Annotated in this window: 18 protein-coding genes; 9 read left to right on the forward strand and 9 right to left on the reverse strand. The window is 62.9% G+C overall.

All coding sequences use genetic code 11. From position 1 onward, the window contains the following. Positions 1–143 precede the first annotated feature (143 nt). From EI291_RS21355 to EI291_RS21370, 4 genes are all read left to right on the forward strand, one after another. Positions 144–1,514, forward strand: a complete 1,371-nt coding sequence (locus tag EI291_RS21355; RefSeq protein WP_125424318.1) for an MFS transporter — start codon at positions 144–146, stop codon at positions 1,512–1,514. Positions 1,515–1,543: 29 nt separating this feature from the next. Continuing rightward, positions 1,544–2,020, forward strand: a complete 477-nt coding sequence (locus EI291_RS21360) for a nuclear transport factor 2 family protein (RefSeq protein WP_125424319.1) — start codon at positions 1,544–1,546, stop codon at positions 2,018–2,020. A 141-nt stretch (positions 2,021–2,161) separates the two neighbouring features. Next, complete coding sequence (gene fbp, locus EI291_RS21365) at positions 2,162–3,181, forward strand: class 1 fructose-bisphosphatase (protein ID WP_125424320.1); 1,020 nt, start codon at positions 2,162–2,164, stop codon at positions 3,179–3,181. A 123-nt stretch (positions 3,182–3,304) separates the two neighbouring features. Next, positions 3,305–4,846 carry an aldehyde dehydrogenase family protein gene (locus EI291_RS21370; protein ID WP_125424321.1) on the forward strand — a complete coding sequence of 514 codons (1,542 nt, stop codon included), beginning with the start codon at positions 3,305–3,307 and terminating at the stop codon, positions 4,844–4,846. Between the two features lie 114 nt (positions 4,847–4,960). On the opposite strand, the gene EI291_RS21375 is transcribed toward EI291_RS21370, so the two are convergent. From EI291_RS21375 to EI291_RS21390, 4 genes are all read right to left on the reverse strand, one after another. Next, on the reverse strand, positions 4,961–6,814 hold the full coding sequence (locus EI291_RS21375; RefSeq protein WP_125424322.1) for a prolipoprotein diacylglyceryl transferase family protein: 1,854 nt from the start codon (positions 6,812–6,814) through the stop codon (positions 4,961–4,963). A gap of 360 nt (positions 6,815–7,174) precedes the next feature. Beyond that, positions 7,175–8,683 (reverse strand): SDR family oxidoreductase, encoded by a 1,509-nt coding sequence (locus EI291_RS21380; RefSeq protein WP_125424323.1) that lies wholly within the window; start codon positions 8,681–8,683, stop codon positions 7,175–7,177. A 106-nt stretch (positions 8,684–8,789) separates the two neighbouring features. Further along, complete coding sequence (locus EI291_RS21385) at positions 8,790–10,844, reverse strand: T9SS type B sorting domain-containing protein (protein ID WP_148103436.1); 2,055 nt, start codon at positions 10,842–10,844, stop codon at positions 8,790–8,792. A gap of 177 nt (positions 10,845–11,021) precedes the next feature. Then, positions 11,022–11,627 (reverse strand): sce7726 family protein, encoded by a 606-nt coding sequence (locus EI291_RS21390; RefSeq protein WP_125424325.1) that lies wholly within the window; start codon positions 11,625–11,627, stop codon positions 11,022–11,024. Positions 11,628–11,727: 100 nt separating this feature from the next. Here EI291_RS21390 and EI291_RS21395 point away from each other — a divergent pair, with 100 nt between their 5' ends. The 5 genes from EI291_RS21395 (at position 11,728) to EI291_RS21415 (ending at position 21,214) form a co-directional block, all read left to right on the forward strand. Then, a complete protein-coding gene (locus EI291_RS21395) occupies positions 11,728–13,380 on the forward strand; it encodes an ArnT family glycosyltransferase (protein ID WP_125424326.1) in 1,653 nt (550 codons plus the stop codon). 112 nt (positions 13,381–13,492) lie between these two features. After that, the gene (locus tag EI291_RS21400; RefSeq protein WP_125424327.1) at positions 13,493–15,340 is read left to right on the forward strand and encodes a 7TM-DISM domain-containing protein; all 1,848 of its coding nucleotides are present in this window, start codon (positions 13,493–13,495) and stop codon (positions 15,338–15,340) included. Between the two features lie 728 nt (positions 15,341–16,068). Further along, a complete protein-coding gene (locus tag EI291_RS21405; RefSeq protein ID WP_125424328.1) occupies positions 16,069–17,832 on the forward strand; it encodes a tail fiber domain-containing protein in 1,764 nt (587 codons plus the stop codon). Between the two features lie 228 nt (positions 17,833–18,060). Then, positions 18,061–19,725 (forward strand): tail fiber domain-containing protein, encoded by a 1,665-nt coding sequence (locus EI291_RS21410; protein WP_125424329.1) that lies wholly within the window; start codon positions 18,061–18,063, stop codon positions 19,723–19,725. 46 nt (positions 19,726–19,771) lie between these two features. Further along, positions 19,772–21,214 carry a T9SS type A sorting domain-containing protein gene (locus tag EI291_RS21415; RefSeq protein WP_125424330.1) on the forward strand — a complete coding sequence of 481 codons (1,443 nt, stop codon included), beginning with the start codon at positions 19,772–19,774 and terminating at the stop codon, positions 21,212–21,214. A 349-nt stretch (positions 21,215–21,563) separates the two neighbouring features. Here EI291_RS21415 and lysA read toward each other — a convergent pair whose 3' ends face one another. The 5 genes from lysA to EI291_RS21435 all read right to left on the reverse strand — a co-directional run bounded on the left by lysA (position 21,564) and on the right by EI291_RS21435 (position 25,812). Continuing rightward, the gene (lysA, locus tag EI291_RS21420) at positions 21,564–22,706 is read right to left on the reverse strand and encodes a diaminopimelate decarboxylase (protein ID WP_125424331.1); all 1,143 of its coding nucleotides are present in this window, start codon (positions 22,704–22,706) and stop codon (positions 21,564–21,566) included. Positions 22,707–22,910: 204 nt separating this feature from the next. Then, complete coding sequence (locus tag EI291_RS21425; protein WP_125424332.1) at positions 22,911–24,236, reverse strand: aspartate kinase; 1,326 nt, start codon at positions 24,234–24,236, stop codon at positions 22,911–22,913. A 148-nt stretch (positions 24,237–24,384) separates the two neighbouring features. After that, a complete protein-coding gene (locus EI291_RS22960; RefSeq protein WP_170172755.1) occupies positions 24,385–24,537 on the reverse strand; it encodes a hypothetical protein in 153 nt (50 codons plus the stop codon). 89 nt (positions 24,538–24,626) lie between these two features. Further along, positions 24,627–25,292 carry a hypothetical protein gene (locus EI291_RS21430; RefSeq protein WP_125424333.1) on the reverse strand — a complete coding sequence of 222 codons (666 nt, stop codon included), beginning with the start codon at positions 25,290–25,292 and terminating at the stop codon, positions 24,627–24,629. A 10-nt stretch (positions 25,293–25,302) separates the two neighbouring features. Next, positions 25,303–25,812, reverse strand: coding sequence for a hypothetical protein (locus EI291_RS21435; protein WP_125424334.1), 510 nt, complete (start codon positions 25,810–25,812; stop codon positions 25,303–25,305). Positions 25,813–25,852 lie beyond the last annotated feature (40 nt).

The following is a 25,852-nucleotide window of genomic DNA, read 5'->3' on the forward strand; positions in this document are numbered from 1 at the left end:
TCGCTAGACCCAGCTATGCAATAGCATGGCACACGTGATAAGGTCCTTCGCTCCGCTCAGGATGACAAAACGGAATGTCCTGTCAGTGCTGCCTCCGGGTGGCCTTTCCATCTGAGTACTTCCCACCGAATTTCCCGAACTCGATGCTCCAAACTCCCACTGCTCCTGCTCCCGCCATTACCGCTTCGGCCGCTCCGGCGGTGGGTCGGTACCGCTGGACGATTTGCGCGCTGGTGTTCTTCGCCACCACCATCAACTACCTCGACCGGGCCGTTATTTCCCTGCTCAAACCCACCCTGGAAAAGGTGTTCAGCTGGAATGCCGGCGACTACGCCAACATTGAGCTGGCCTTCAAAGTGGCATACGCCGTGGGCATGATGGGCGTGGGCCGCGTGATTGACCGGCTGGGCACCAAAACCGGCTACGCCCTCTCCACGCTGCTGTGGAGCCTGGCGGCCATGGGCCACGCCCTGGTGAGTAGCACGGTGGGTTTCTCGGTGGCGCGGGCGTTTCTGGGCGTTACGGAGGCCGGCAACTTCCCGGCGGCCATCAAAACTACGGCCGAGTGGTTTCCGCAGCGGGAGCGGGCCCTGGCTACCGGTATTTTCAACTCGGGCTCCAACGTGGGGGCTATTCTGGCCCCGCTCACGGTGCCATTTATTGCCGCCGCCAGCGCCAACGGCTGGAAATGGGCGTTTCTGATTACCGGGGGGCTGGGCTTTATCTGGCTGGCGCTGTGGCTGGTGTATTACGAGGTGCCGGCCCGCCACGCCCGCCTCACCAAAGCCGAGTTCGACTACATCCACAGCGACGTGGACGATATGGCCGCCGTGGCCGTGGAAACCCAGCCCAAGATTTCCTGGGGCCAGCTGCTGCGGGTGCGCCAGACCTACGCCTTCATCTTCGGCAAATTCCTGACCGACCCCATCTGGTGGTTTTACCTGTTCTGGCTGCCCGATTTCCTCAACAAGCAATACGGCCTGCAGAATACCGCCGTAGCCCTGCCCGTGGCCCTGGTGTACATCCTGTCCAGCGCGGGCAGCATTGGCGGCGGCTGGATTCCGCTGCGCCTGATGAAGAGTGGCATGCCGGCCTTCCAGGCCCGCAAGATTTCCATGCTCATTATTGCCTTGTGCGTGTTTCCTATTGTGTTTGCTCAGTACCTGGGGCAGTTGAATATGTGGCTGGCCGTGCTGGTAATTGGTATTGCCGCCGCTGCCCACCAGGCCTGGAGCGCCAACATCTTCTCCACCGCCTCCGATATGTTCCCGAAGCGGGCCGTGGCCTCCGTCACCGGGTTGGGTGGTATGGCCGGCGGGCTGGGCGGCATCCTGCTCACGGCCCTGGTACAGAAGCGCATGTTTGTGTACTACGAAAGCATCGGGCAGCTGAATAAGGCCTATTTCATTATGTTCCTGATTTGTGGCGGGGCTTACCTGCTGGCCTGGGTGCTGATGCAGGTGTTTGCCCCCCGCATGCAAATGATTCGCTTCGACGAACCCGCCGCCAAGTAAACAAGGCGGCCACAAGCAGACTCTCCACCATGAAAAATGTACTGATACTGCTGGTCCTGATGGGGCTGGCCGGGCCGCTGCGTGCCGTTGCGCAGGCTTCCAAAAAAGACCAAACCGCCGCCAAAGAAGTGGAAATGCTGGAACGCCAGCGCTTCGAAGCCCAGGTGAAAAAGGACTATGCCGTGCTGGAACGGGTGTTTGCCGATGACCTGGTATACACGCACTCCAACGGCAAGCAGAACAACAAGCAGGAGTACCTCCAGAGCATCCGGGACGGCAAAAGCCAGTACGACCGGATTGAGGTGGAAGCCCTGAACGTGCGCACTTATAACGACGGCCGCACCGCCGTGGTCAACGGCACCATCACCATCACCCTGCCCAACAAGCCCGATGGCAACCCCAACCTAGCCCACCTCAAGTACGTGGTGGTGCAAATCAAAGACCCCAAAAAAGGCTGGCAGGTGGTGCTCTGGCAAAGCCAGAAACAGCCCGATAAAGGCCTGTAGCGCGAAGCAAAGGCTTCGCGCCTGCCCGGCTACTTGAATAGCCAAAGCCTCAAAATTGCCTGACAATGCGCGAAGCAAAGGCTTCGCGCTACAGGCCTGCCGCCGTATGCTCGCCGGGCATTTTCTGTATTCCCTTTCCGCATGAATATCTCCACCGAAAACACCATTGCCCAGCCGGTGGGCACCACCCTGGAGCGCTACATCATGCGCAAGCAGGCCGAGTTTCCGTTTGCCACCGGTGAGCTAAGCCAGCTGCTGCGCGACATTGCGTTGGCGGGCAAAATCGTGAACCGGGAGGTGAACCGCGCCGGCCTCACCAGCATCATCGGGAGTATGGGGCAGCAGAACGTGCAGGGCGAGGCCCAGCAGCGCCTCGATGTGGAAGCCAACATCCGCTTTATCCGGGCCCTGACCAACGGGGGCGAGGCCTGTGCCGTGCTCAGCGAGGAGGAAGACGACATCATCCACACCGGCAACTGCCAGGGCAAGTACGTGGTGGCCATCGACCCGCTCGACGGTTCCAGCAACATCGACGTGAACATCAGCATCGGCACCATATTCAGCATCTACCGCCGCGTAACGCCGGTGGGGCAGGAGGCTGGTCCTGAGGATTTTTTGCAGGGCGGGCGCACCCAGGTGGCGGCGGGCTACATCCTGTACGGCTCCAGCACCATGCTCGTGTACACCACCGGCCACGGCGTGGCGGGCTTCACCTACGAAAACTCCCTGGGCGAATTTTTCCTCTCGCACCCCGATATCCGGATTCCGGCCACCGGCACCGTGTTTAGCTGCAATGAAGGCTACTGGTTCGACTACCCCGAGTACGTACGCCAGTACCTGACGGAGTGCAAGCGCCAGGGCCAGAGCGGGCGCTATGTGGGCTCCCTGGTGGCCGACTACCACCGCAACCTGCTCACGGGCGGCATCTACCTGTATCCGCCCACCCGCAAGAACCCCCAGGGCAAGCTGCGCCTGCTCTACGAAGGCTTCCCACTGGCCTACCTGATTGAGCAGGCCGGCGGCCGGGCCGAAACCGGCACCGGGCCGGTGCTCGACGTGGAGCCCACCGACTTTCACCAGCGTAGTCCATTATTTGTGGGTTCTCCGGTGCTGGTAGCCAGCCTGTTGGCCGGCGCGGCCGAAGCGGAGGTAAACCCGTAGAAACTCCAGATAGTTTATACTTGTGGTTTAGGCGATTTGCTCGAACCGTGTACCTTGACGCGCAACGCGCCGGCCAAGCCTCCCGCCGCCGGAGCGCACTGCAACCCTACACCTTTCCCCCTCATGGCAAAACTGATTTCTCCGCAGGTTGAGTTTAACTTCCTGCTGCAACAGACCAAAAGTGTAACCCCCGAAATCTTCGCCCCCGACGGCCACGGGTTCCTCAACCTGATGGAAGGCCGCTGGCAGGAGCCCGGCAAACCCCGCGAGTTCATTTCGCCCATTGATGGCACCCAGCTCGGCTGGCTGCCCATGCTCGACCACGCCACCGCCCTGCGCGCCGTGACGGCCGCCAAAAAAGAAGCCGCCGACTGGGCCCGCGTGGACCTGGACGAGCGCAAGCGCCGCGTGCAGGACTGCCTGGGCCAGCTGCGCGACAACGTGGAGCTCATTGGCAAGCTGCTGATGTGGGAAATCGGCAAAACCTACAAACTGGGCTTCACCGACATTGACCGCGCTATTGAAGGCGTGCAGTGGTACGTGGATAACATCGAAGGCATGCTGGGCTCGCGCAAGCCGCTGGGTTTGGTGAGCAACATTGCCTCCTGGAACTACCCCATGTCGGTGCTGCTGCACGCGGTGCTGGTGCAGGCGCTGTGCGGCAACTCGGTTATTGCCAAAACGCCCACTGATGGCGGTTTTATCTCTCTGAGCCTCACCTTTGCCATTGCCCGCCGCTGCGGCCTGCCCGTGACGCTGGTGAGCGGCTCGGGCGGCGAGCTGAGCGACGTGCTGGTGAAAAACGAAGCCGTGGATTGCCTCTCGTTCGTGGGCGGGCGCTACAACGGCCGCAACATTGCCGATGCCCTCTCGCAGGAGCACAAGCGCTACATGCTGGAAATGGAAGGCGTGAACACCTACGGCATCTGGAATTTTAGTGACTGGGACGGCCTTTCCGACCAGCTCAAGAAGGGCTACGACTACGGCAAGCAGCGTTGCACGGCCTACGTGCGCTTCGTGGTGGAGCGCCGCCTGTTCCCGCAGTTCGTGGAAACCTACTGGAACACCATCAAAGGGCTGAAAGTGGGCAACCCCACGCTGGTGGACTCGGCCGACGACAAGCTGCCCGATTTGGCCTTCGGTCCCGTCATCAACCGGGCCCAGGCCGAAGACCTGGACCGCCTCTACGCCGACGCGCTGAAAACCGGCGCCACGCCCATCTACGAAGGCAAGCTCGACGACAGCCTATTCCTGCCCGGCCAGGACCGCTCGGCCTACCGCGCCCCGCGGGCCCTGGTAAACCTGCCGCGTCAGAGCGAACTGTACTTCAAAGAGCCCTTCGGCCCCATCGACAGCATTGTGCTGGTGGATCGGGTGGAGGAGCTGGTGGGCGAAATGAACATCAGCAACGGTGCCCTGGTAGGCGCCCTGGCTTCCGACGACGAGAAGTGGGCGGCCCGCACGGCCAAAGAGGTGCGCGCCTTTAAAATGGGCATCAACAAGCTCCGCAGCCGCGGCGACCGGGAGGAAGTATTCGGCGGCCTGGGTGAATCCTGGAAAGGGGCTTTCGTGGGCGGGGCCCTGCTGGTGGAAGCCGTGACCGAAGGCGAAAAGCCAATTCTGGGCAACTTCAACGAATCCACGCTGCTGCCGGAGAAAATCTAGGCGTAGCGTTCCGCAAGTAAAGGCGCTAAACACGAAGTGAGACTTTCGTTCCTGAGGCATGATGCCGGAACGGAAGTCTCACTTCGTGTTTATAGTCTGCGTACCGTCGGCTTATCAGCGGCGGGTGCTTTTGCCAGGCAATCGGTAGCCGAACCGGAGACCGATCTGCTGCTGGTTGGGGTTGCCCAGCGTGAGGAAACTGCTGGCCTGCCATTGCGGTGTAAGGGTGCCTCGGGCTTCCACAAACCCCGACCACCGGCTCTGGCCTTCAGCAATGTTGTAATCTTTGGCCCGGGCCGCGCCGCCTATTACCTGCCAGCGCGTACCGCCAAAGCCAGTGCCTAGGCCCAGCCGGTGTTGGGGATTCGCCGAGCCGTAGCCCAGAAAGTTGTAGTCGGCAATGGCAAACAGTTGAGGACGGGACCCTACCCGCAACGATGCCTGGACATCCAGAACGCTTTGTTTGTCGCCGTAATAAATCCGGTGAAACCCCAGGTTGCCAGCCATCAGGCCTATGCCCACGCCCAGCCATTGGCGGTCCAGCTGCACGTAGGGGTTAATGGCTATGAGTAAGTTGTCTGGCTGGTTGTAAGCTTGATAGAAGGAGCTGTCGGAAGTAGGCTTCAGGTGGTCGGAGCCGGCATGCAGCCGAACGCCCCAGGTGGCCTCGGCCTTGTGGATGCGGCCATCCACATCGGTGCCTGGGAGGCGGGTGTGGGCGTAGTCGAACGTGCCGGTGGCGTAGCGGTGGCGGTATTCCACCAGCGGCGAAGCCCCACCGCAGCCCCCGCCGGTATTCTGCTGCCGCTGAAACGAGCCGGCGCTGAAGCCGCCACTCACGGTATTGTAGGATTCGAGCCCCCGCCGCACCGAATCGGCCGGCACTTGGCTCGTCAGCACGAATACCACGGTAGCCAAACCCAGCGGCAGGGCCACCCGCAAGGGCTGTAGTTGGCCGGCGGCCCCCAGCAGCAGCGCGCCGCCTTCCAGCACCAGCACGCCCAGCAGCAGAGCTTTAACCACCAGTACCTCAGGGAGGGTAAGAGCCTGCTGGCCCAGCCAGGCCGTGAGCAGCAGCAGACCCGCCACGGCCAGCAGATTGCGCACCGGGTTTTGGGTGGGCAGACGCTCGGGGGCTGGGGCTTGCCGCAGCCGCCAGGCCCACAGACCCAGCACGGCCGGTCCCAGCAGCAGTAGCGCCCATTGTACCTGCTTCAGAGCCACACCCAAGTGTACGTGCGTGGTGGCGCCCACCTGCTCGCCGGCCGGGTCGCGCCAGAACTCAATCAGCAGCCGGCCCGTGAGCAGCAGCCCTAGGTGCAACAGCCGCCGGCTGCCGCCGGGCCAGGACTTGTGGCGGGTGAGCACCAGCACCAAAGCCACGCCCGCGCACAGCAGCAAAGAGTACAGCTGCGTAGGATGCACCGGCAACGACTGCGCCGCCCCAACCGGAATAGCGCCCCGCACCACCTGCACCAAATAGGGCAGCGTATCGGGCGGATAGGTGAGGCCCCAGCCGCCGGGCGTAACCTCGCCGAAGCAGCAGCCCGTAAGCACGCAGCCCACGCACTGCACCACCAGGGCCGCGCACATGGGCAGCGTAAAGGCATCGAACACATGCCAGCTGAACCCGAACGGCCGCCGCAGCGCCAGCAGCGTAATCGTGCCGGCCAGCGCCCCGCCCAGTACCGTGCGGGCCTCCGAGCCGGGCCAGCGGCCGGTACCCAGCAGGCTGCGCCATTCCGGGCCGCTGAGGGCCAGTAGCTTGGTGCCCAGGATAAAGGCCAGCGTGGTGCAGGCCAACAGTACCAGCCAGGGGCGCAGGGCATAGCCCCGGCGGTGGCCTTCCCACACCAGCAGCCCCAAGTTCAGGGCAAAGGCCAGCACGTAGAAAATCGAGTAGAAATCATAGCCGGCATCGGCCGGTACGGCCCACGTGTAGGATGCAGTAAGTAACAGAAAACTCATAGGTATGGGAAAAGTAAACCGGTTTTCCAGCCGTGCTGGGGCACTAAAAAGGCCGCCTCCGCTTCCTCAAACCAAGGTAACAGAAGGCGGCCGGGATGCGCCAATAAAAACCAGTCAGCTAAGCGGGGGCGGTGTGACCCGACACGGAGGAATAGGAAGGATGAATAACTGCTGGAAAGGTAGTTTCTATCCATCCGGTCATAGCAACCAATTTATGGTTTTATCAGACTTTGCAAACAGGATTAGTTTGTTATATATGATTGAATTTGAATGGCTTAATTGGCTATAAAAAGGATTTTATATAACCGTGTAGTCTTTGCGAAGCATCTGCGCCCTCCAGTCCGGGGCCAATCGTTTCCGTTACTGCGGTCCGAGAGCTTCGGCGGCAGCGCTGGAACCAGGGGCGGGCAGGGGCACAGTTTCGCCGTACTGCACAATGTTCTCAATCATGCCCTTGAAAATGATAAAGTGAAACGGCACCAGCGAGTACCAGTACAGCCGGCCCAGCAGGCCGTGGGGTCGGAAAGCGGCCAACTGCTCCAGGGTGTGGGATCCATCCTCATTGGGCAGGATGCGGAACTGCAGCCAGGCCTCGCCGGGCAGCTTCATTTCGGCGTAGAGCAGCAGGCGGCGGCCGGCGCGGTCGGCTACCAGCACCCGCCAGAAGTCGAGCGGGTCGCCGGCGCGCAGGTCGGTGGGGGAGCGGCGGCCCCGGCGCAGGCCCACGCCGCCCACCAGCTTGTCCAGCAGCCCCCGAATGCGCCACAGCCAATCTACCTTGTACCAGCCCCGCTCGCCCCCAATGCTCCACACGTTTTGCAGCACCTCCCGGGGCGGGCGGGTGAAGCGCAGCGTCTGGCGGTCCTGCAGTAGGCCGTGCTGCGGAATCTGGATGTGGTCCATGTAGTTACGGGGCATCACGCCGCTGCTCAGCGCGTCGCTCCAACTGCTTACTACTTCGTTCTGCTCAATGCGCTGGAAGGCCAGCTCCACGGCGGCCCGGTAGGGCATGCAGGCGTGCGGCACGGCCTGGGCAATGCTGCGGCGCGGGTCGGCCACGGTATCGTTGCGCAGGCTTTCCACCAGGCTTTGGGCCAGGGAAAATGTGGTGCTGGTAACCAGATACAGCCACCACGACGACAGCCGGGGCGTGAGCACCGGTACCGTGATGATGTACCGTTTGAGCCCGCGTGCGGCGGCCAGCTTCAGCAGCATTTCACGGTAGGTCAGTACATCGGGGCCGCCAATATCAAACGACTGACCCAGGCAGGCGGGGTTGTTGAGCACGTGGGTGAGGTAGTGCATCACGTCGCGGATACCGATGGGCTGGCAGCGCGAGTTCAGCCAGCGCGGCGTCACCATCACCGGCAGCTTCTCTACCAGGTCCCGGATAATCTCAAACGACGCCGAGCCCGACCCGATGATGATGCTGGCCCGCAGCACCGTGAGTTGGGCGTGGGTGGCTTTGCGCAGTACTTTTTCCACGGCTTTACGGGAGCGAAGGTGCACGCTCAGGGCCCGGTCGTTGGCGATGCCCGAGAGGTAGATGACCTGCCGGCAGCCGGAACGGTTAAGGTACTCCGTGAAGTTGCGGGCCGACTCCTGCTCCAGCCGGAAAAAGTCCTTGTCGTGGCCGCTCATGGAGTGCACCAGGTAGTAGGCCGCGTCCACGTCCAGGGGCAAATCAGCCAGCGAATCGGGCTTGAGCAGGTCGCCCTCGGCCACGGTGATGCGGCTGCGCAAGCCCGGCGGTAGCTCGAAGCGGCGGGCGTCGCGCACGAGGCAGGTAACGTGGTGGCCGGCCTCCACCAGCAGCGGCAGTAGGCGCTGGCCAATGTAGCCATTGGCCCCTGTGAGCAGAATGTTCATGGCAGCATCCAGACGGTGTACTTCTGTCTAACTGCTCAGGCAGCAAGGAGGTTGTGCCCAGTGCCCCAAGTTACAGTGCGAGGTTGCTGGCGCTGGCTGCCGTTGCTTACCGAATTACTTCAACCCAGCCCCGTAGCTGTTGATGAGTGGCAGGGTTGCGCAGCAAATAGTAATACGTCCCGGCCGGCTGACCAACGGCTGCCCAAGAATTGGTGTAGCTCGTTTGCTCATACACGGGCTGACCCCAGCGGGAGTAAATGGTAATGTCCCAGTCCGAGGCAGTAAGTCCCTGCAGTACAAAAAAGTCGTTGCGCTGGTCGTTGTTGGGGGTGATGATGTTGGGAATCGTGACGGTCGGGCAATTTCCGGGGGCAGCGTTTTGGATGACTACTGAGTCGCGGGTAGTGCAGCCGGCCTGGTTGCGCACTTCCAGCCAGTACACGCCCGGCTGCCGGGCAGTATATTCTGCAGTAGTGGCCCCATCCTGCCACTGATAGGTGCTGCCGGCTGGTTGAGCAGTAGCCCGCAGCACCACCGACTGCCAGCCACCGCAGAGCGTGGTGTCGCGGCCGAGGCGGACCACCGGAGCATCGGCCGCCAGTACCTCTACGGAGTCATGGGCAGTGCAACCCTGGAGCGAAGTAAGCTGCAGACTGTACCGGCCGGGAGTGCGCACTATGTAAGTAGGTGAGGTGCTACCATCCTGCCAGCGGAAAGTAGTACCTGCCGGTACCGTACCGGCACTCAGCGTCAGGGTCTGGCCGTGGCAAAGCAACTGCTGGCGTGGCCCCAGACTAAAACCAGGGGCATCGGGCACTGTGATGGTACGTTGGGTTGACTCGAATATCGGGCCGGGGGCCGTGAGCGTCAGCGTAATCGTGTAGGTGCCGCCTTTGGTGTAGCGGTGCGTGGCCGTGGGCCCGGTGGCATTGTTGGCTGCCCCCGAGGCCGGATCATCGAATATCCAGGTAAAAATGCCCCCGGCGGGCGGCACAGTGGAGGTACTGAACTCAACCACGCTGCCGGGGCAACCTGCCGCAACCGGGTTGATGAGCAACGCCGGGGCAAACGCATTGGGAAAGTTTGGCAGACCACCCGTAACCCGCCCCGTGCTGAGCGTGAAGCCCTTGGCATCCAGCGCGCAGGCCGGGCCGGCAGTGTTGGGCTGCTGAATAACTCCCAGCAGTGGCGTGCCGGCCAGCGCCACGTAAATGCGGCTATCGGGGCCCCGCTGCAGGGCATACACCCGGTTGCTGGGTATGGGCAGGGTGCTGATGAACAGATTATTGGTAATATCTACCTGATGAATCAGACGGTCATCCCCGATGTAGAGCTTGCTATTATCCGCCGAAAATTCCAGCCCGTAGGGACTTGCTCCCACAGGGGGCAGATTGCGCATAGCCACTACCTGCCCGGTAGTGGGGTTAAAATCAAACAGCTCCACACCACCCGGCCGCATCTGGGCCGAGGCCAGCCGCCGGCTGTTGGGCGAGGCCCGCAGGTAGCCCAAGGCACTAAGCGGCCCACCCGCCATGCTGTGCACCGAGCCAATAGCCGAGACAACCGGCGTAGTAGAAATACCCTGTCCGTTGAGTAAATAGGCGTAAAAGGAGTTGTTGTTCCAGCCGTGCACCACAATCCAATAGTCACGGTTGTTGGCGTGGCGGATGGCCGTGAGCTTCTCGGCAACCAGCCCGTTGCCCGGCACCGGCAGCGGCCGGGAGTTGGTAGCCTGCACGTCGCCCAGGCCTCCGCGCAGGCTCATATCCACAATAGAATAGCGTAGTCCGCCGCTTAGGTTGTTTTCCAACGCGTCCACCGTAAACAGGTAGTACCATCTAGCCTGCCCCGGACCCCGCACCAGCAATACACCTTGAGTAGCCGAGGAGTGGCTGCCCATCAGGCGGCCATTGGGCATAATGGTTCCGTTTCGGTCCCATACGGTTTCTGTGTTGGCGTAACATTGCAATACGCCCTCGGCGTCGGAGATGCTGGCACAACCCTCATAGGTGCCCATTGCTCCCGGCGACATAACCGGCCCCGCACCCGCCGGAAACCGAATACCCGATTGCTCGCCAAATTTCCAGTTGTAGGCTTCCGGCTGGGCCCAGGCCCTGGTCGTTATTCCCAATAAGAGCACACTGACCAATAGGCCAGCCACAACAGCGGATAGTAGTTTTCTCACAAATACAGCTAGCTAAATACAGGAAAGGTAGGGCGAAACTCCGCCGGGCGCGCTCTGCACAAAAGTCGGGCCCGGAGTATCTAGTGTCGATATAAATTCCGGAATGGAAATAAGTCTATGTATAATATTGCGGGTTAACGCTTTATCTGCCTGTTAATTACCTGCGGGGTGTTTTTTTCGGCGTATCCGGGCCAGCCGCTCCCGCTCGGCTTTGCGCTCGGCCCGCATCAGCAGCCGCTCGTCCATGCGGCCCATCAACTGCCGCCGGACGTAGTGGGCCAGGTCGGAGAGGGGCACCAAGCGGGTGGTACGCAGAAAGCTGAGGATGTCGCGGCGACGCAGGGTGCTCACGCCGGGCAGGCCCCGGGCCAATAGGTATTGCTTGATTTCCTCCACCCGCAGCAAGCTCGCCACGGCGGGGCGCTCCACGGTGGCATTGTAGAGGGCGGGGCGGTGCAGATGCAGGTTGCCCGGCGAAGCCACCACTACGCCCACCCACTCGGGCACTTGGGTAAGGAGCTTAGGCAGGTGTTTCTCAGTGACAACGAACGTGACGAAATCGTAGCAGCCAGCGTAGCAGGGCAGCTGCCGGGCCACCCGCTGCAGCGTGTCCTGGTCGCCCTTCAGCTCGTAGCCGTGCATGAACTGCTCCGTAATGTGTACCACATCGGCGCGGGTGGTGCCGGTGGGCAGCTCATCCACGTACACCCCGCCCTGCAGCATAGGGTACAATAACGTTCGGATTTCGGGATCGTTCATAGGGGCAAAGGTCGATAGGAAACGGGTGCGATAGGGCGGGCGAGCAGGCTTTGTGGCTACCTTCGCAGCAGTTTTTCACTCTGCCGCTGATTTCTGCCCTATGCCGTTTCCCATGACTTCGCGCCGCTGGCTCTGGATTTTTGTATTGGTGCTGGGCGTGGCCTTCGGTACGCAGCTGGGCAGCTGGGGGCCGCTGGAAAGCAGCGAAGCCCGCTACGCCGAAATCGGCCGTGAAATGCTCACGGGCCAGGACTGGCTGCACCCGCAGCTACTGGGTATCTACCATTTTCACAAGCCCCCGCTCACGTACTGGCTCACGGCCGCCGGGCTGGGCCTGTTCGGGACTGATACGTGGGGCGTGCGGGTGCTGCCGGTGCTGGCAGTGCTGCTGCAGGTAGTGCTGGTGTACGGGCTGGGGCTGCTGCTGTTCCAGCAGGACAGAGCCCGCGCGCTGGCCGCCGCGGTTATCTACGGCACGCTGCCGGTGGTGCTCATTTCGGCCCTGAATGTTACTACCGATGCGTATCTGGCCACGCTGGAACTGGCCGCCACCTACGGCATACTGCGCTACTATCATGGAGGTGGGGCACGGTGGCTGTATCTGTTCTGGGTAGGGCTGGGGCTGGCCTTTCTGACGAAGGGGCCGGTGGGCTTCGTGCTGCCACTGATGGCGGTTATCGGGTATTATTTCCAGCAGAAGCAAACCCGGCGGCCTTTCACCGTGCATCATTGGCTGGGCTTCGGGCTGTTTGTGCTGGTGGGGCTGAGCTGGTACCTGTACCTGATGGCCGAAAACCCCGCCTTCGTACGGTATTTCCTGGTTGAGCACACCGTGGAGCGGTTTGCCAATGCGGCTACCTTTAACCGCAGCAAGCCGTGGTGGTTTTACCTGGTGCTGGCCCCGGCTACCAGTCTGCCCTGGGCGGTGGCTTTGGTGGTGCGGGCCGTGCGCACGCCCTGGAGCTCGGTGCCGCGGGAGTGGCGCAACGTGCTTATCTTCTGGGTGCTGGTGCCGCTGCTGTTCTTCTCCCTGTCCAAGTCAAAGCTGCTGCTGTACGTGCTGCCCATCTTCCCGGGCATTGTGCTGCTCACGGTGTACTACCTGGGCCGTTGCACCGAGGCCGTGCTGCTGCGCTGGTACGTGGGCATCGTGGCGTTTTTCGGGTTGCTGCTGGGGGCCTTGTGCCTACTTCCCATTTTCGCTACGGTATTGCCGCTGGGTCTGGAGGTGAAGCCGCTCACGGCTATCTGGCCGGCGGCCGGGGTTATTACGCTGGTGCTCACGCTCACGCTCTGGAACCAGGTACGTATTGCCCCGCGGCTGCTGGTGGCTACAACGTTGTTCACGGCGTTTCTGCTGCTCTCGGCCAAGCCCATCATGCGGCAAAACGAGCTGACTTTTAACGGCAGCCGCCCGCTGGCCGAGTTTATCAAAAGCAAGCAGCTCACGAACCGGCCAGTGCTGGTATACAACGAGCTGCTGCCGTCCCTGGCATTCGAGCTGGGCCAGGTGCCGGTTTCCCTGAACGACGGTAATACCAGCCTTAACCGGGAAACCCAGTTTCAAACCAACGATGCCTGGCGGCGGCAGCTCATTTACCTCCAGGACCCGCAGCAGGAGCCCACGCTGGGTGCGCTGCTGCTGCAACATCCGGTGCTGCTGGCCAAAGGCGAGCTAAAGCCTGAGCGGCGCTGGATGCTGCGCTATTTCCGCCAGCAGCGGCAATTGGGTAAGTGGACCATCTGGTGGTAGCAGGCCGAGGCTGAAAAGCACCTTCCCCGGATAAACGGGATATTTGCGGGACCTAATTACCGTTGACTTATTGTGCCCGGGGCCTGCTGCTGCGGTCCGCACAACCATCTCTATGCCCCTGCTTCTCGCTCTCGTCGCTTTCCTTTCTCTGCTGGCGCTACCTGCCCGAGGTGCCGCGCCCGCTCCTGAGGTAATAGCCGTGGGCGTTCTGCCCGACCATAACTACGCTTGGCCTCAGATCCGGACCGATACCACCCTGGCGTTCCGGTCCGCCGACTCGCTGCGGACGGCGCAGGCCCGCCGCTTCTGGCTGCGGCTGACGGTGCGCAACCCCAGCCGCTACCCCGCCTCCACCCGGCTCACGGTACTGCCCAACCTCGCCAACACTCTCTTCTACTTCGACGAGGATTCCCGCGCCTGGCAAACCCAGCCCCTGAGCGTAACCCGGGTGAGCTGGCAGCCGCTGCAACTGCCGGGTTATGCCTCTACCATCTGCTACGTGCGGATAGATTTGCCGGCTGGGGCAGCGCTGCCCCATGCCATTGAGCTGCGGGTGCTGCTGGAGCCGGCCGAAGCCGCGCAGGCCACCGACCGATTTTACGACGCAGCCTGGGCCGTGTCACTGGCGGTGCTGCTGCTGCTGGGGCTGGCCAGTCTGCACGCGTATGGACGCTGGCGCGACCGTGCCACTTGGTACTACCTGTGGACACAGGTGGGGGCGGCACTGTACGTCACGGCGCTTCAGGGGTACTTCAAGGAGCTGCTTGTGGCCCCTGTGTTCAGCCGGCTGGCGCGGCCCGACGGCTACGGTTACGCCTACACTCTCAACAACGTGGTCATGCACCTGAGTGTGGTAGTGCTGCTGCTAGGCATCGGGCAGATGACGCGGGCCTACTTCAGTACCCCCCGGTGGCTGCCCCGCTTGGATGCGGCTTTGCGCTACGCGCTGGGGGTTTACTGTGCGTTTACGATAATGGTCGTACTGGTCAACTGCGGCGGTTTCTACTTGGAGTATTACAGCCTGCCTTTTCACAACCTGCTGGCTCTGGGGGTGGTGGGGCTGCTGCTGACCATTGCCCTGGTAGCCTATCGCCGCCGCCTACCCTCAGCCCGGATTTACCTGCTGGCCAACTCGCTGCCGCTGCTGGCCATCCTGCTGGTGGCGGGCTACAACGTGGTATTCGGCTCTGATGCCGCCGCTGGTAACCTGCGGCTGCTGCCCAACCTGGCGGTAGTGGCCCACGCGCTATGCTTCGCCGCCGCCCTCAGTATCCGGCTGCAGCAGTTGCAGCGCACCTTGCTTACCACCGAGCGGGAAGCCCAGTCTCTGGCCCTGGATATTCAGCAGAAGGAGCTGCGCAACCGGGAAATCGTGCTCAAAAACAGCCACATCCAGACGGCCCTGCTGGCGATGCGACGGCGGCAGCAGGCCCACGACGAGCAGGCCCACCAGTTGCACGCTGACCACCAGCAGCAGCAAGCCACCAACCAGGAGCTGCAGGAGCAACTGGAAGCCAACCAGCGCGAGCTGGCCTCCACCTCCCTCTACGTGCAGCAGAAAAACGCTTTGCTGGCCGAGCTGAAGCAGCAGATCCGGGAGCTGAACACCCAGAGCCCTGCGACGCAAAGCGAGCTGTCGGGCATCAAATCCATTCTGCAAACCAACCTCTACCTGGATGAGGACTGGGGACGGTTCAAGCTCCACTTCGAGCAGGTGCATCCGCGCTTTTTCGAGGACTTGCAGGCCCGCTACCCGGCCCTCACCAAGCACGAGCAGCGGCTCTACTGCTATTTCCACATCAACCTCGCCACCAAGGAAATTGCCGCCCTCCTGAACATCGACCCGGCCAGCGTGCGGCGGGCCAAAACCCGGCTCTACAAGAAGATAGCCGCCGCCGACAACGGCCAGCAGCCTCCGGCCCCGGAAGCCCCGAAGCCGGAGCCGCCCGCCGGGGAATAACCCCCACCCTTGGACCCCATGCCCGGTCTGAAGCAAGGAAAACGACCGGGAAAACCGGGTACGGCTGTGGCTGTCTACGCTTTGTCTATGCCTCCGGTGAGGGAAACTACCAAGCCCCGATGGACTTTTGTGGTGTGGGAATGAGCCAGGCTTGCCAGGACCGTTGCCGCCGCCAGCTGCCCCGTGCGGTCGGCGCTACTGGCACCCCGTAGTCTGAGGTCAGCCCTCGGCTGCGGGGTGGCTACCAGGGAGCCGCTCCCCCCGGCGGCTCGACCTTTGTTCACTTCTCCCTCGCAGTTCGTATGCCTACTTCGCTTCCTCCGGCCCACCCGGCGGCTCGGCCCGCCCCGCGGCTTCCCAGAAAAAGCGTCGCCCGGTTTGATGTGCCGCCCCTTGCCTGCTGCTACTCCCCAGGCTGCCCTTGCCGGCCCGCCGCGCGGCAGTAAGTACTAGTTCATAAGTAACCGTATGAACGTCATGCTTCATCTGGCATCTGCTTGCCGAAGCATGACCGTTTCGGCGTTTTCAGACACCGTCTAGCATGCTCCGGCGCGGGCCGAGTGCCCGCGGGGGATGAGGTTGAAAGTCAGATGTTTATGAAAGCTGTCTACACTTTGTCTACGCGCCCTATTAGGCGGCCGGGCGGGGAGAAGGATACTTTTGTGGGGTGCTGCTCCGGCCGGTATCCTGTATGCCCCGTTTCTTTCTGCTCCTTCCTGTTGCTTCCGATGCTCCACCGCTACCTGCTGGCCGCCGCGCTTTTGCTGGCCGCCGCCCCCCGCTTCGCCCATGCCCAGACCACCGGCTCCGTCGGCATCGGCACCACCGCCCCCGATGCCTCGGCCGCCCTGGACATTGTGAGTAGCAGCAAGGGGCTGCTGCTGCCCCGCGTGGCCGCCGCCACCGGCATTGCCAGCCCCGCCCCCGGCCTGCTGGTGTACCAGACCGGCGCGCCGGCCGGCTTCTACTACAACGCCGGCACGGCCACCACCCCCAGCTGGCAGCAACTGGCCACCACCGGCAGCACCGGCGGCGGGGATAACCTGGGCAACCACACCGCCACCCAGAACCTCAACCTGAACGGCCAGAAGCTGGTGGGCGGCACCACCGCCCGCGCCGTGCGCGGGGGCCTGGGCCTCGACGGCAACGGCCTACTGGCGGTGGGTGCCGCCCGCCCTGGCACCGACTCCGTTACCACCTTTGGCGCGCGTCTGCTCAACTTCGACCAGGATTTCGTGCTTACGTCGAAAGGCTTTTTCGTGCCCGGCTTAACCAAAACTCTTCCCGTGACGGGGGTGGGCGACCGGGTGATGTGGCTTTCCTATTACAGCGCTTTCCGGGCCGGCGGGGTGTCGGGCAACGGCACTCTCAACGTCGGCAGCCCACCCACGAGCAACCAGTGGGACAGCCAAAACATAGGCCAGTATTCGGTGGCCTTCGGCCTCGACAATCTGACTCGGGACCGATTCAGCACGGCCTTCGGGAACAACCATTCCATCCGGGCGGGGGAGGGCACCTTCGTTACGGGCACGAGCAACCGGGCCGTGCAGACCTTCCAGGGCGTGATGATGGGCAGCGAAAACCAGATGAGGGGCCGCAACGGCCTGGTGGGCGGCTACCAGAGCAAGGTGCAGACCAGCATCACCCAGGAAGCCCCCTCGCTGGCCTTCGGCTACCGCGCCCAGGCCCGCAGCAGCCAGGCAAACTGCTACGCCCTGGGCTACTACGCCCGTACCGGCGGCTGGGAGGGCTGCTTTACGCTGGCCGACTATTCGCCCTTCCGGACGGATTATGTCAACGACTCGCTGGTAAGCACGACCCGCAACCAGTTCTCGGCCCGCTTTGCCGGGGGCTACCGGCTGTTTACCACCACGGCCACCAACGGCAACAATAACGGCCAGGTGCAGACGCCCATTTGGGCCGAGCTTGCCCCCGGCAGCAACTCCTGGTCGATGATGTCGGACTCTACCCTGAAGGAGCGCCGCGTGCTGGCCGATGGCAACCTGTTTCTGGCCCGCATCAACCGCATGCGCCTGGGCTCCTGGAACTACCGGGGCCAGAGCCCCGACACCATGCGCCACTACGGCCCCATGGCCCAGGATTTCTACGCTGCTTTCGGCCACGACGGGGTGGGCCGTAGCGGCAAAAAGACCACCATCAACCAGGCCGACTTCGATGGGGTGAACCTGATTGCCATTCAGGCCCTGTACCGCCGCGTGCTGCTGCTGGAAGCCGAAAACGCCCGCCAGCAGCAGCTTATCCGGCAGCTTCAGGTAACTACTACTACGGCCGCGCCCGCGCCAGTACAGCAGCCGGTGACGGAAGTGGAGGAACTGCGCCGCCAAAACGCCGCGCTGCAAGCCCGCGCCGCCTTGGCCGAAACCACGGCCGCCCGGGCCACGGCCACGCTGGATGCCTTCGAGGCCCGGCTGCGGCGGCTGGAGGCGGCTACCGGCGGCGCGCCCGCACCGGCCGCGCAGGTCCGCAAGTAGCCCCTGCGGGTGGGCCTGCGCCGTCGCAAGAGGATATATTTCTGTTAGACTGCCGATGGGCGGAAGATTGGCAGGAATTTGCCCTTTGGTCGGGGGGGGCGGCCTGCCCTTACGCCGGCACCCGGCGCGGCCCGCGCCGGGTGCCATGTTTCTTTTCTCAGTGCGGCCCGTTTGTGCTGGCCGGCCCGTTCGAGCCGTGTACCTTCGTTCTTTCCTTTCTTCTTTCCTATGCATCAGACGCTTACCCCAATTGCCCGCCCCACCCACCGCCTGCGCGGGGTGCTGGCCGCCGCCGCCCTGCTATTGCCGGGCACCTACCAGGCCCAGGCCCAGACCGGCTCGGTGGGCATCGGCACCACCAACCCCGCGTCCTCGGCGGCGCTGGAAGTGCGCAGTACCACCCAGGGGCTGCTGCTGCCCCGCCTCACCCTGGCCCAGCGCGACGCCCTCACGGCCAGCACCACGGCCCCGCCCGTGCCGGGCCTGCTCATCTACCTCACCGACAGCACCCCCGGCCTGTATGCCTACGACGGCACCACCTGGGTGCGCCTGGGGGCCGACAACCTGGGTAACCACACCGCCACCCAAACCCTGGACCTGAACGCGCAGCGCCTGCTGGGTACCCTCGGCAACTCCCTGGGCGACTCCACGGCCCAGGTAGAGCTGAACGCCAGCGTGGGCACCCAGAGCGCCGCGCTTATTACGCGCAGCAACTTCGGGGCCCGCTACTCGCGCGTCATCCTCTCCGGCTACGGCAAGCTGCCCGAGGGCACCTCCACGGCCAACGACTACGGCATCTGGGCCACGGCCTACCGGGGCGGCGGCTGGGCCGGCTTCTTTACGGCGGCGGGCTACGGGGCCAATAGAGAGCCTCTGCGCTGGGTGGGCATCTGCCAGAACCCGGGCTACAACGGCACTGGCTCGGCTATCCGCATCGTGGATGGCACGCAGGGGGCGGGCAAGGTGCTGACCTCGGATGGCATCGGCTACGGCCGGTGGCAGGCCATCACGGCGGCCGGGGGCGACTTCAACCTGGGTTCTTACTCCCTGGTGGGCAATGGCGGCACCACGGGCATTGACATTACCAGCGCGGGCCGGGTGGGCATTAATACCGCCACACCCTACTCGCAGCTGGCCAATACCGCCACCAACATCATCGGCAGCGAAGGTACCGGGGGCAACCCCGGCTCCCTGGCCTGGGCCGCCAATCAGTCGGGCTACGCCGGCATGTTTTATAACGCCAATACGGCCACCAATGCCACCGGCCTGGCCGTTAAGATAGCCGCCACGGGTACCACCGCCGCCTTCGACGTGAGCCAGGGCACCACCCAGGACGCGGCGGGCGCCACCCTGCTGCGGGTGCAGGGCAACGGCAACGTGGGCATCGGGGTGGCTACGGCGAACTACAAGCTGGACGTAAACGGTCAGGTGCGGGCCAACAACGTAGCCGTGACTTCTGACCAGCGCTTCAAGACCAACGTGCAGCCCATTAGCAGCGCTCTGGCCTCGGTGCTGGCCCTGCGCGGGGTGCGCTACGAGTGGAACGCGCTGGGCATACGCCACGGCGGCACGGCCGGAGCCCGGCAGGTAGGCCTGCTGGCCCAGGAGGTGGAGAAAATCTATCCCGAGCTGGTGAGCACCGATGCCGAAGGCTACAAAGCCGTGAACTACGCCCAGCTGACGCCCGTGCTTATTGAGGCCCTCAAGGAGCAACAGGCCCAAATTGCGGCCCTGCAGGCCCGCGCCGCCACGGCGGAGGCCGCTGCCGCCCGAGCCACCAGCGCCGCCGGCGCAGCCCAGGCCCAGGCGGCCCAAGCCACGGCCACGCTCGAAACCTTCGAGGCCCGGCTGCGGCGGCTGGAGGCGGCCACCAGCGTTCAGGCGCAGCGCTAGTTCGCTCACCTGCCTCCTCTCCTTCGGCGCTTACGCTCTTCGTTATATGAAACACGCTTTACCCCTTGCCCTGCTGCTGACGCTGCCCGCAGCGGCCGCCCAGGCCCAGAACCTGACCAACAACGGCGCGACCATCAGCCTCACCAACGGGGCGGTGCTGTGGGTGGGCAGTACGCTGCAAAACACCAGCGGCACCCTGGATCTGAGCAGCGGCAGCAACCAGTTGTACGTGGGCGGCAGCCTGACCAACGCTGCCGGGGCCACCCTGCAAGCCGGCACCGCCAGCACCGTAACCCTGAACGGCGCGGCCACCCAGCAGCTGGATCTACAGGGCGGCCAATTAGCCAACCTCACCATCAACAATACCAACGGCGGCGTAAACGTACCCGCCAGCAGCAACGCCGAGGTGACAGGCCAACTGCTACTGAGCAGTGGGATGGTTACAATTAACCCTGGCTCCGTACTGCGCCTGCTCACGGGGGCTACACTTGTGGGTGAGCAAGGCGGGCGGTATGTGCGGGGGCCATTAGCCGCGGTAAAGGCCAGTGTGCCGGCCGGCTCAGCCACTGAGTTTCCCAACGGTTTCACCCTGACACCCACCACAGCCCTAAGCAACCTAAGCGTAATCCGCCGGGCAGGCCTGAACTCGGCTCAGATCAGCTACGGCACCAATGCCAGCGCTACCAACCGGGGCGTCGACCGAATTTGGGCTACCTCCACCGGCGTAACCGGCACGGTGCAACTGAGTTGGCTACCCGATAACGACAATGGCCTAACTAATTTCAGCCAAGCACAGGCCTGGGCTCGTACCGCCGCGCCCGTAGCCGGCTCCGACTGGTCGCGCATCAGCTCTAGCCAGGATGCCACCGGCACCCGCACGGTCACGGGTACCATTCCATCGAATACCAGCTTCTCCTTCTTCACGGTCAGCACCGCCGACTCGCCGCTGGGCAGCGCCCCGCTCCCCGTGACGCTGACGAACTTCACCGCCGCCGCCCAGGGGCCCGACGTGCTACTGCGCTGGACCACGGCCTCGGAAATCAATAACGACCGATTCGAGGTGGAAGTCAGCCCCGACGGGCGCACGTTCCAGCGCATCGGGCAGGTAGTGGGCCAGGGCAGCACCAGCCAGCCCCACGCGTATCAGCTGCTGGACCCGGCCGTGGCCCGCTACGCCACCAGCCTCGTGTACTACCGCCTGCGCCAGGTTGACCGGGACGGCACCGCCAGCTACTCGGCCGTGCGTACGGTGACCGTCAGCGCCCAGCCCGGCCTGGCCTTGTTCCCGAACCCGACCACCCAAGCTACCACGCTCACGGGGGCGCAGCCCGGCACTGTGGTAACGGTATTTGATGCCGTGGGCCGGCAGGTGCTGCGCGCCACGGCCGATGCCGCCGGGACGGCCACGCTAGTGCTGCCGGCCGGACACGCCACCGGGGTGTACGTGGTGCGGGTGGCAGCTACGGCTCTGCGCCTGACGGTGGAGTAAGCAGGAGTAAGCGTCTCGCAAACCGGTCATGCTGCCCGGCACCGTGGTCTATTATCGTACCGGCTGCTCAGCCGGACCACCAAGGGATGAAAACAGAAAAGCCGCTGCCAGAGGCAGCGGCTTTTTCTCAACGGGGTTGCGGTGCGCAATCTTACTAATATCCACCCTATTCCTGCGTCAACCGCAACGCTTCACTGCGAAAGATGTTCCTTTCCAATTCATCTTCCCAGCGCCGTATGATATTGAAACAAATATAGGGGAGCCACCTGCTGCCGTGCCGGAAGTTTTGCCCAACAGGTGCTCCTGCCAAGCCAATGCCACTTTTCAACCGGCGAAGGGTGGCGGCCACTTACCGGTACACGGCCGCGGCCTTCTCGCGCAGGTTGTAGCCCGATGCCATAACTTCCCCATAGGCCCCCGCCGAGCGGATGGCCACTAGGTCGCCGCGCCGGGTTTCGGGTAGCAGCATGCCCTTAGCGAAGGTGTCCGACGACTCGCAGATGGGGCCTACTACGTCGTAGGGCAGGAATTCGCCCTGGCTGCTCAGGTTCTGAATGTGGTGGTGGCTGCCGTAGAGGGCGGGTCGGATCAGCTCCGTCATGCCCGCATCCAGAATGGCGAAGCGCACCTGCTGGCTTTCCTTCACGTACAGCACCCGGCTTACCAGCGTGCCGCATTGCGCCACCACAGCCCGGCCCAGCTCTACGTGCACCTGCTGGTTTGGCCGCCGCATTAGGTGCTGCTCAAACATGCCGAAGTAGGCCGCAAAGTCCGGAATCAGATGCCCATCGGGGTCCTGGTAGTTGATGCCCAGGCCGCCGCCCACGTTGAGGTGGGGCAACTGGTGGCCCCGGCCTTCCAGCCAGGTCTGTAGCTCGTTAAGTTTGCGGCTGAGGTCGGCAAATACTGCCAGGTTGGTAATCTGGGAGCCGATGTGGGCGTGCAACCCAATCAGTTCCACATTCGGCAGGCTGTCGAGGCTGTCGATGACGCTGCCCAGATCCTGCAAGCTGATTCCGAACTTATTGGCTTCCAGGCCGGTGGTGATATAGGCGTGCGTGTGCGCATCTACGTTGGGATTGATGCGCAACGCCACCCGGGCGGTGCGGCCCTGGGAGGCGGCCAGCTCATTCAGCACCCGCAGCTCCGGCACCGATTCGGCATTGAAGCAGAAAATATCGGCGGCCAGGGCCCGGTTAATTTCCGCGTCCGACTTACCTACGCCGGCAAATACCACGTGGTCGGCGGCAAAACCGGCCTCCAGGGCCCGCTGCACCTCGCCGCCGCTCACGCAGTCGGCCCCCAGCCCGGCGGCCTGGATGCGCTGCAGCACGGGTAGGTTGGAATTGGCTTTGAGGGCGTAGTGGACCTGAAAGTTGCCGGGCCGGGCCGCGGCCGTCAGGGCCGCCAGCGTCTGGTCCAGCAGCTGCAGGTCGTAGAAGTAAAAAGGCGTCGGCTGTTGCGTCAGCTCGGCCGGAAGTTGAAAAGGCATGGCAGATAATCAGGGAGAAAGAGCTAGAGCTAGACAACTAGCTCCCCTCCTTGGAAAGGAGGGGCTGGGGGTGGTTGATAACGTGTAAACGATAACTAGAGCTAGTTTTTAGTGGCTGTTCAACAAATCAACCACCCCCAGCCCCTCCTTTCCAAGGAGGGGAGCTAGTTGTCTAGCTCTAGTGCTTGGGCCAGTAACTGCCCGCTATTGCCGAAATAACCCCGCATTCAGGGCTTGCAACGCGCGGGTTTTGTCATCGGTGCTCACCAAGATGCTGATGTTGTTGGGCGAGCCGCCGTAGCTGATCATGCGCACCGGAATGTCCTTCAGGGCCGCAAAGGCGCGGTTGGCCGCCCCGTGCGAATCCTGCTCCAGGTTGCCCACCAGGCAGATGATGCTCTGGTTTTCATCCACGGCCACCGAGCCGAAGCGGCCTAGCTCCGCCAGAATCTGGGGCAGGCGGGTGGCATCGTCGATGGTCAATGACACGGCCACCTCGGAGGTGGTAATCATGTCGATGGAAGTACGGTACCGCTCGAAAATCTCGAAGAGGCTGCGCAGGAAACCGTGGGCCAGCAGCATCCGGCTCGATTTCACGTTGATGGCCGTAATGCCGTCCTTGGCCGCTACGGCCTTGATGGCCTCGGCCCCGGTACGGCTGGAAATGATGGTGCCGGGTGCCTCGGGCTGCATGGTATTGAGCAGGCGCACCGGAATACCGTGCTTGGCCGCCGGCAAAATGGAGCTGGGGTGCAGAATCTTCGCCCCGAAATACGCCAGCTCCGCCGCTTCGTCAAACGACAGCTCCCGGATGGGGTAGGTGCCCTGCACCACGCGCGGGTCGTTGTTATGCAGCCCGTCAATATCGGTCCAGATCTGGATTTCCTCAGCCCGCACGGCGGCCCCAATCAGCGAGGCCGAGTAGTCGGAGCCGCCGCGCTTGAGGTTGTCGATGGAGCCTTGGGCGCTGCGGCAGATGTAGCCCTGCGTGATGAACAGCTGCTGAGCCGCATGTGGGGCCAAAGTGGCGGCCAGGTGCTCCTGGATGTAGGCAGCATCAGGCTCCTCGTCCACGTCGAGGCGCATAAAGTCCAGGGCGGGCAGCAGCACGGCCGGGCGGCCCAGCACCTGCGTTACGTAGCGGTGCACCAGCAAGGTGCTCAGCAACTCGCCCTGGGCCAGAATTACCCGCTCCCCGTCGCCGGACAAAGGGGCGGTGGTGAGGCTCAGCAGCGTGTCGAAGTGTTGGTTGAGGTCCTGAATGGCCTGCTCGGCCACGGCTGGCTCGGGCAGCAGCTCGCGGGCCACCTCGTGATAGCGCTGGCGCAGGGCCTCAATGCGGGCCGTGGCGGTGTTGGCATCACCGGCGTACAATAGCTGGCCGATTTCCACTAAGGCGTTGGTGGTGCCGCTCATGGCCGACAGCACCACGATACGCCGCTGCAGGTGGGGTGCGTGGATGAGCTCGGCTACTTCGCGCATCCGCTGCGCCGACCCGACGGACGTACCGCCAAACTTGAGAACTTTCATAGTGCAGGAAACCGAATCGGAGAGTCGGGAAATGCGCCCGCCAGGTTGCGGGCAAGGTGAAACATCAGGCCAAAAAAGAAGCGCCGACCCTGGGGAGGACCGGCGCTTGGAAGTTCAGTGGTAGAGGTACGACGAACGGTTGCGACGGTCAGGTCGGGTTACGTTTCTTCGATTTCTTGTCCATCATCAGGCCCAGGGTCAGGCCGGCTTGTTTGCAGCCCTTGGGCATGCGGCACGCCACCCCCGTACCAGCCGAAGCCAGCGAAGCAGAAGAAGTGTACGAAATAGCCGAAAGCAGCATAGCAGATGAAGTCAGCAGCGGGTAGCTAGAAGGACGGAACCCGTGTTGCGGCCGCAAGTACGGATGCGAATCAGAATAATCCAAACACATTACGTTCGCTCCAACGAATATATCAGGTTGCTTATGTCATCAATTATCCACTTCCCGTCTTTTGTTTGACTTACTTTAAACGACAAACCTTCTTGACGAGAGCCGCCATCTGCATCGTGCGGATGACCGGTGATTTCTACCAATGCATGTGTTGCATCAGTGAGCTTAGAGGAACTGTTGCCGGCCTGTAGTTCCTGCAGTGTTGCCTCCGAGTCCTGCGAATACAGGATGAAATCATACTCGAAGCCTGCCGGTGGGCCGTCGTTCTGCGGGTGGATGCGCAGGGTATCCGCCTGCCGTCGGAAGTAGGTGCGCCACGAGTTTCGATAGGTATCGGAGAAATAGCCCGATGCCTTCAGCGCAGTCAGCCACGCCTCGGTACCAGGGAAGTTTACGGCATAAAACGTGGTTGAATCCGCCGCGTCAGCATTCAGTACGAAGTCAACCGGGAGCTTTCCCATGTTGCGAGCATACCACCGAAGCATGTTACGCACTACTGCTTCAGCAGCCGGGGCGGCATGCTGAACCGATGTCGGTTTCGTTGTTGCTTCCGTACTATCAGACAGCGCCGGCGCAGTAGGTTGGGTATTGGTGGATTTCTCCTGAGTACAGCCCGTGAGATACAAGGCAAGCAGTAGGAGGCTGCAGTAGAAGCATAATTTCATCCTCGTCAAGTTAGCCGGCCAGCTGCTTTTTCACCCAGGCCGGCAGTGTACCGGCGGCTTCCAGCTTCTGCAGCTCTCCCAGCTGCTTGTTTTTCTTGTAGCCGCCGGCCTGGTAGGCACGCAACATGGTGCGGATGCCCTCGGTGTTGAGCTGCACGGGGTCTTTTACCTCGGGGTGCTGGAGCTGGTAACGGGCCCAGCCGCCCATAAACAGCATCAGCAGCTCCGACTCCTGGCCCGCAAGGTCGGCCACGTATTTCTGCAGCTGCACCGATACCGCCGAGCTGCCGCTGATCCACTGGAACAGAAATTGATCGGCCTGCTTGCGCACGTCGGGCTGCTGGCCCAGCGGGGTGTGCTCCAGCCAGTTCACGGTGGCAATTACCTGGGGCTCGTATTCGGCGTAGTCGTCGGGGCTTTGCAGGGAGAAGCCGGTGGGAGCCTTGTAGCTGGTTTGGGCCCGGGCTGCCGAAGCCGTGGTCAGCAGCAGGATAGCCGAGAATAGGAGTAGTTTTTTCATCGGAAGCAACGGGATAAACGAGTAACGATACGGTGGTTGA

The sequence above is a fragment of the Hymenobacter rigui genome, assembly GCF_003944715.1.
In the GTDB taxonomy this organism is placed as follows: domain Bacteria; phylum Bacteroidota; class Bacteroidia; order Cytophagales; family Hymenobacteraceae; genus Hymenobacter; species Hymenobacter rigui.

Coding starts and splice junctions, on each gene's coding strand:
- EI291_RS21380 (WP_125424323.1), bottom strand. CDS start 8,683: ATGAACATTCTGCTCACAGGGGCCAATGGCTACATTGGCCAGCGCCTA.
- EI291_RS21395 (WP_125424326.1), top strand. CDS start 11,728: ATGCCGTTTCCCATGACTTCGCGCCGCTGGCTCTGGATTTTTGTATTG.
- EI291_RS22960 (WP_170172755.1), bottom strand. CDS start 24,537: ATGCTGCTTTCGGCTATTTCGTACACTTCTTCTGCTTCGCTGGCTTCG.
- EI291_RS21425 (WP_125424332.1), bottom strand. CDS start 24,236: ATGAAAGTTCTCAAGTTTGGCGGTACGTCCGTCGGGTCGGCGCAGCGG.
- EI291_RS21400 (WP_125424327.1), top strand. CDS start 13,493: ATGCCCCTGCTTCTCGCTCTCGTCGCTTTCCTTTCTCTGCTGGCGCTA.
- EI291_RS21415 (WP_125424330.1), top strand. CDS start 19,772: ATGAAACACGCTTTACCCCTTGCCCTGCTGCTGACGCTGCCCGCAGCG.
- EI291_RS21355 (WP_125424318.1), top strand. CDS start 144: ATGCTCCAAACTCCCACTGCTCCTGCTCCCGCCATTACCGCTTCGGCC.
- EI291_RS21360 (WP_125424319.1), top strand. CDS start 1,544: ATGAAAAATGTACTGATACTGCTGGTCCTGATGGGGCTGGCCGGGCCG.
- EI291_RS21370 (WP_125424321.1), top strand. CDS start 3,305: ATGGCAAAACTGATTTCTCCGCAGGTTGAGTTTAACTTCCTGCTGCAA.
- EI291_RS21430 (WP_125424333.1), bottom strand. CDS start 25,292: ATGAAATTATGCTTCTACTGCAGCCTCCTACTGCTTGCCTTGTATCTC.
- lysA (WP_125424331.1), bottom strand. CDS start 22,706: ATGCCTTTTCAACTTCCGGCCGAGCTGACGCAACAGCCGACGCCTTTT.
- EI291_RS21375 (WP_125424322.1), bottom strand. CDS start 6,814: ATGAGTTTTCTGTTACTTACTGCATCCTACACGTGGGCCGTACCGGCC.
- fbp (WP_125424320.1), top strand. CDS start 2,162: ATGAATATCTCCACCGAAAACACCATTGCCCAGCCGGTGGGCACCACC.
- EI291_RS21390 (WP_125424325.1), bottom strand. CDS start 11,627: ATGAACGATCCCGAAATCCGAACGTTATTGTACCCTATGCTGCAGGGC.
- EI291_RS21405 (WP_125424328.1), top strand. CDS start 16,069: ATGCTCCACCGCTACCTGCTGGCCGCCGCGCTTTTGCTGGCCGCCGCC.
- EI291_RS21435 (WP_125424334.1), bottom strand. CDS start 25,812: ATGAAAAAACTACTCCTATTCTCGGCTATCCTGCTGCTGACCACGGCT.
- EI291_RS21410 (WP_125424329.1), top strand. CDS start 18,061: ATGCATCAGACGCTTACCCCAATTGCCCGCCCCACCCACCGCCTGCGC.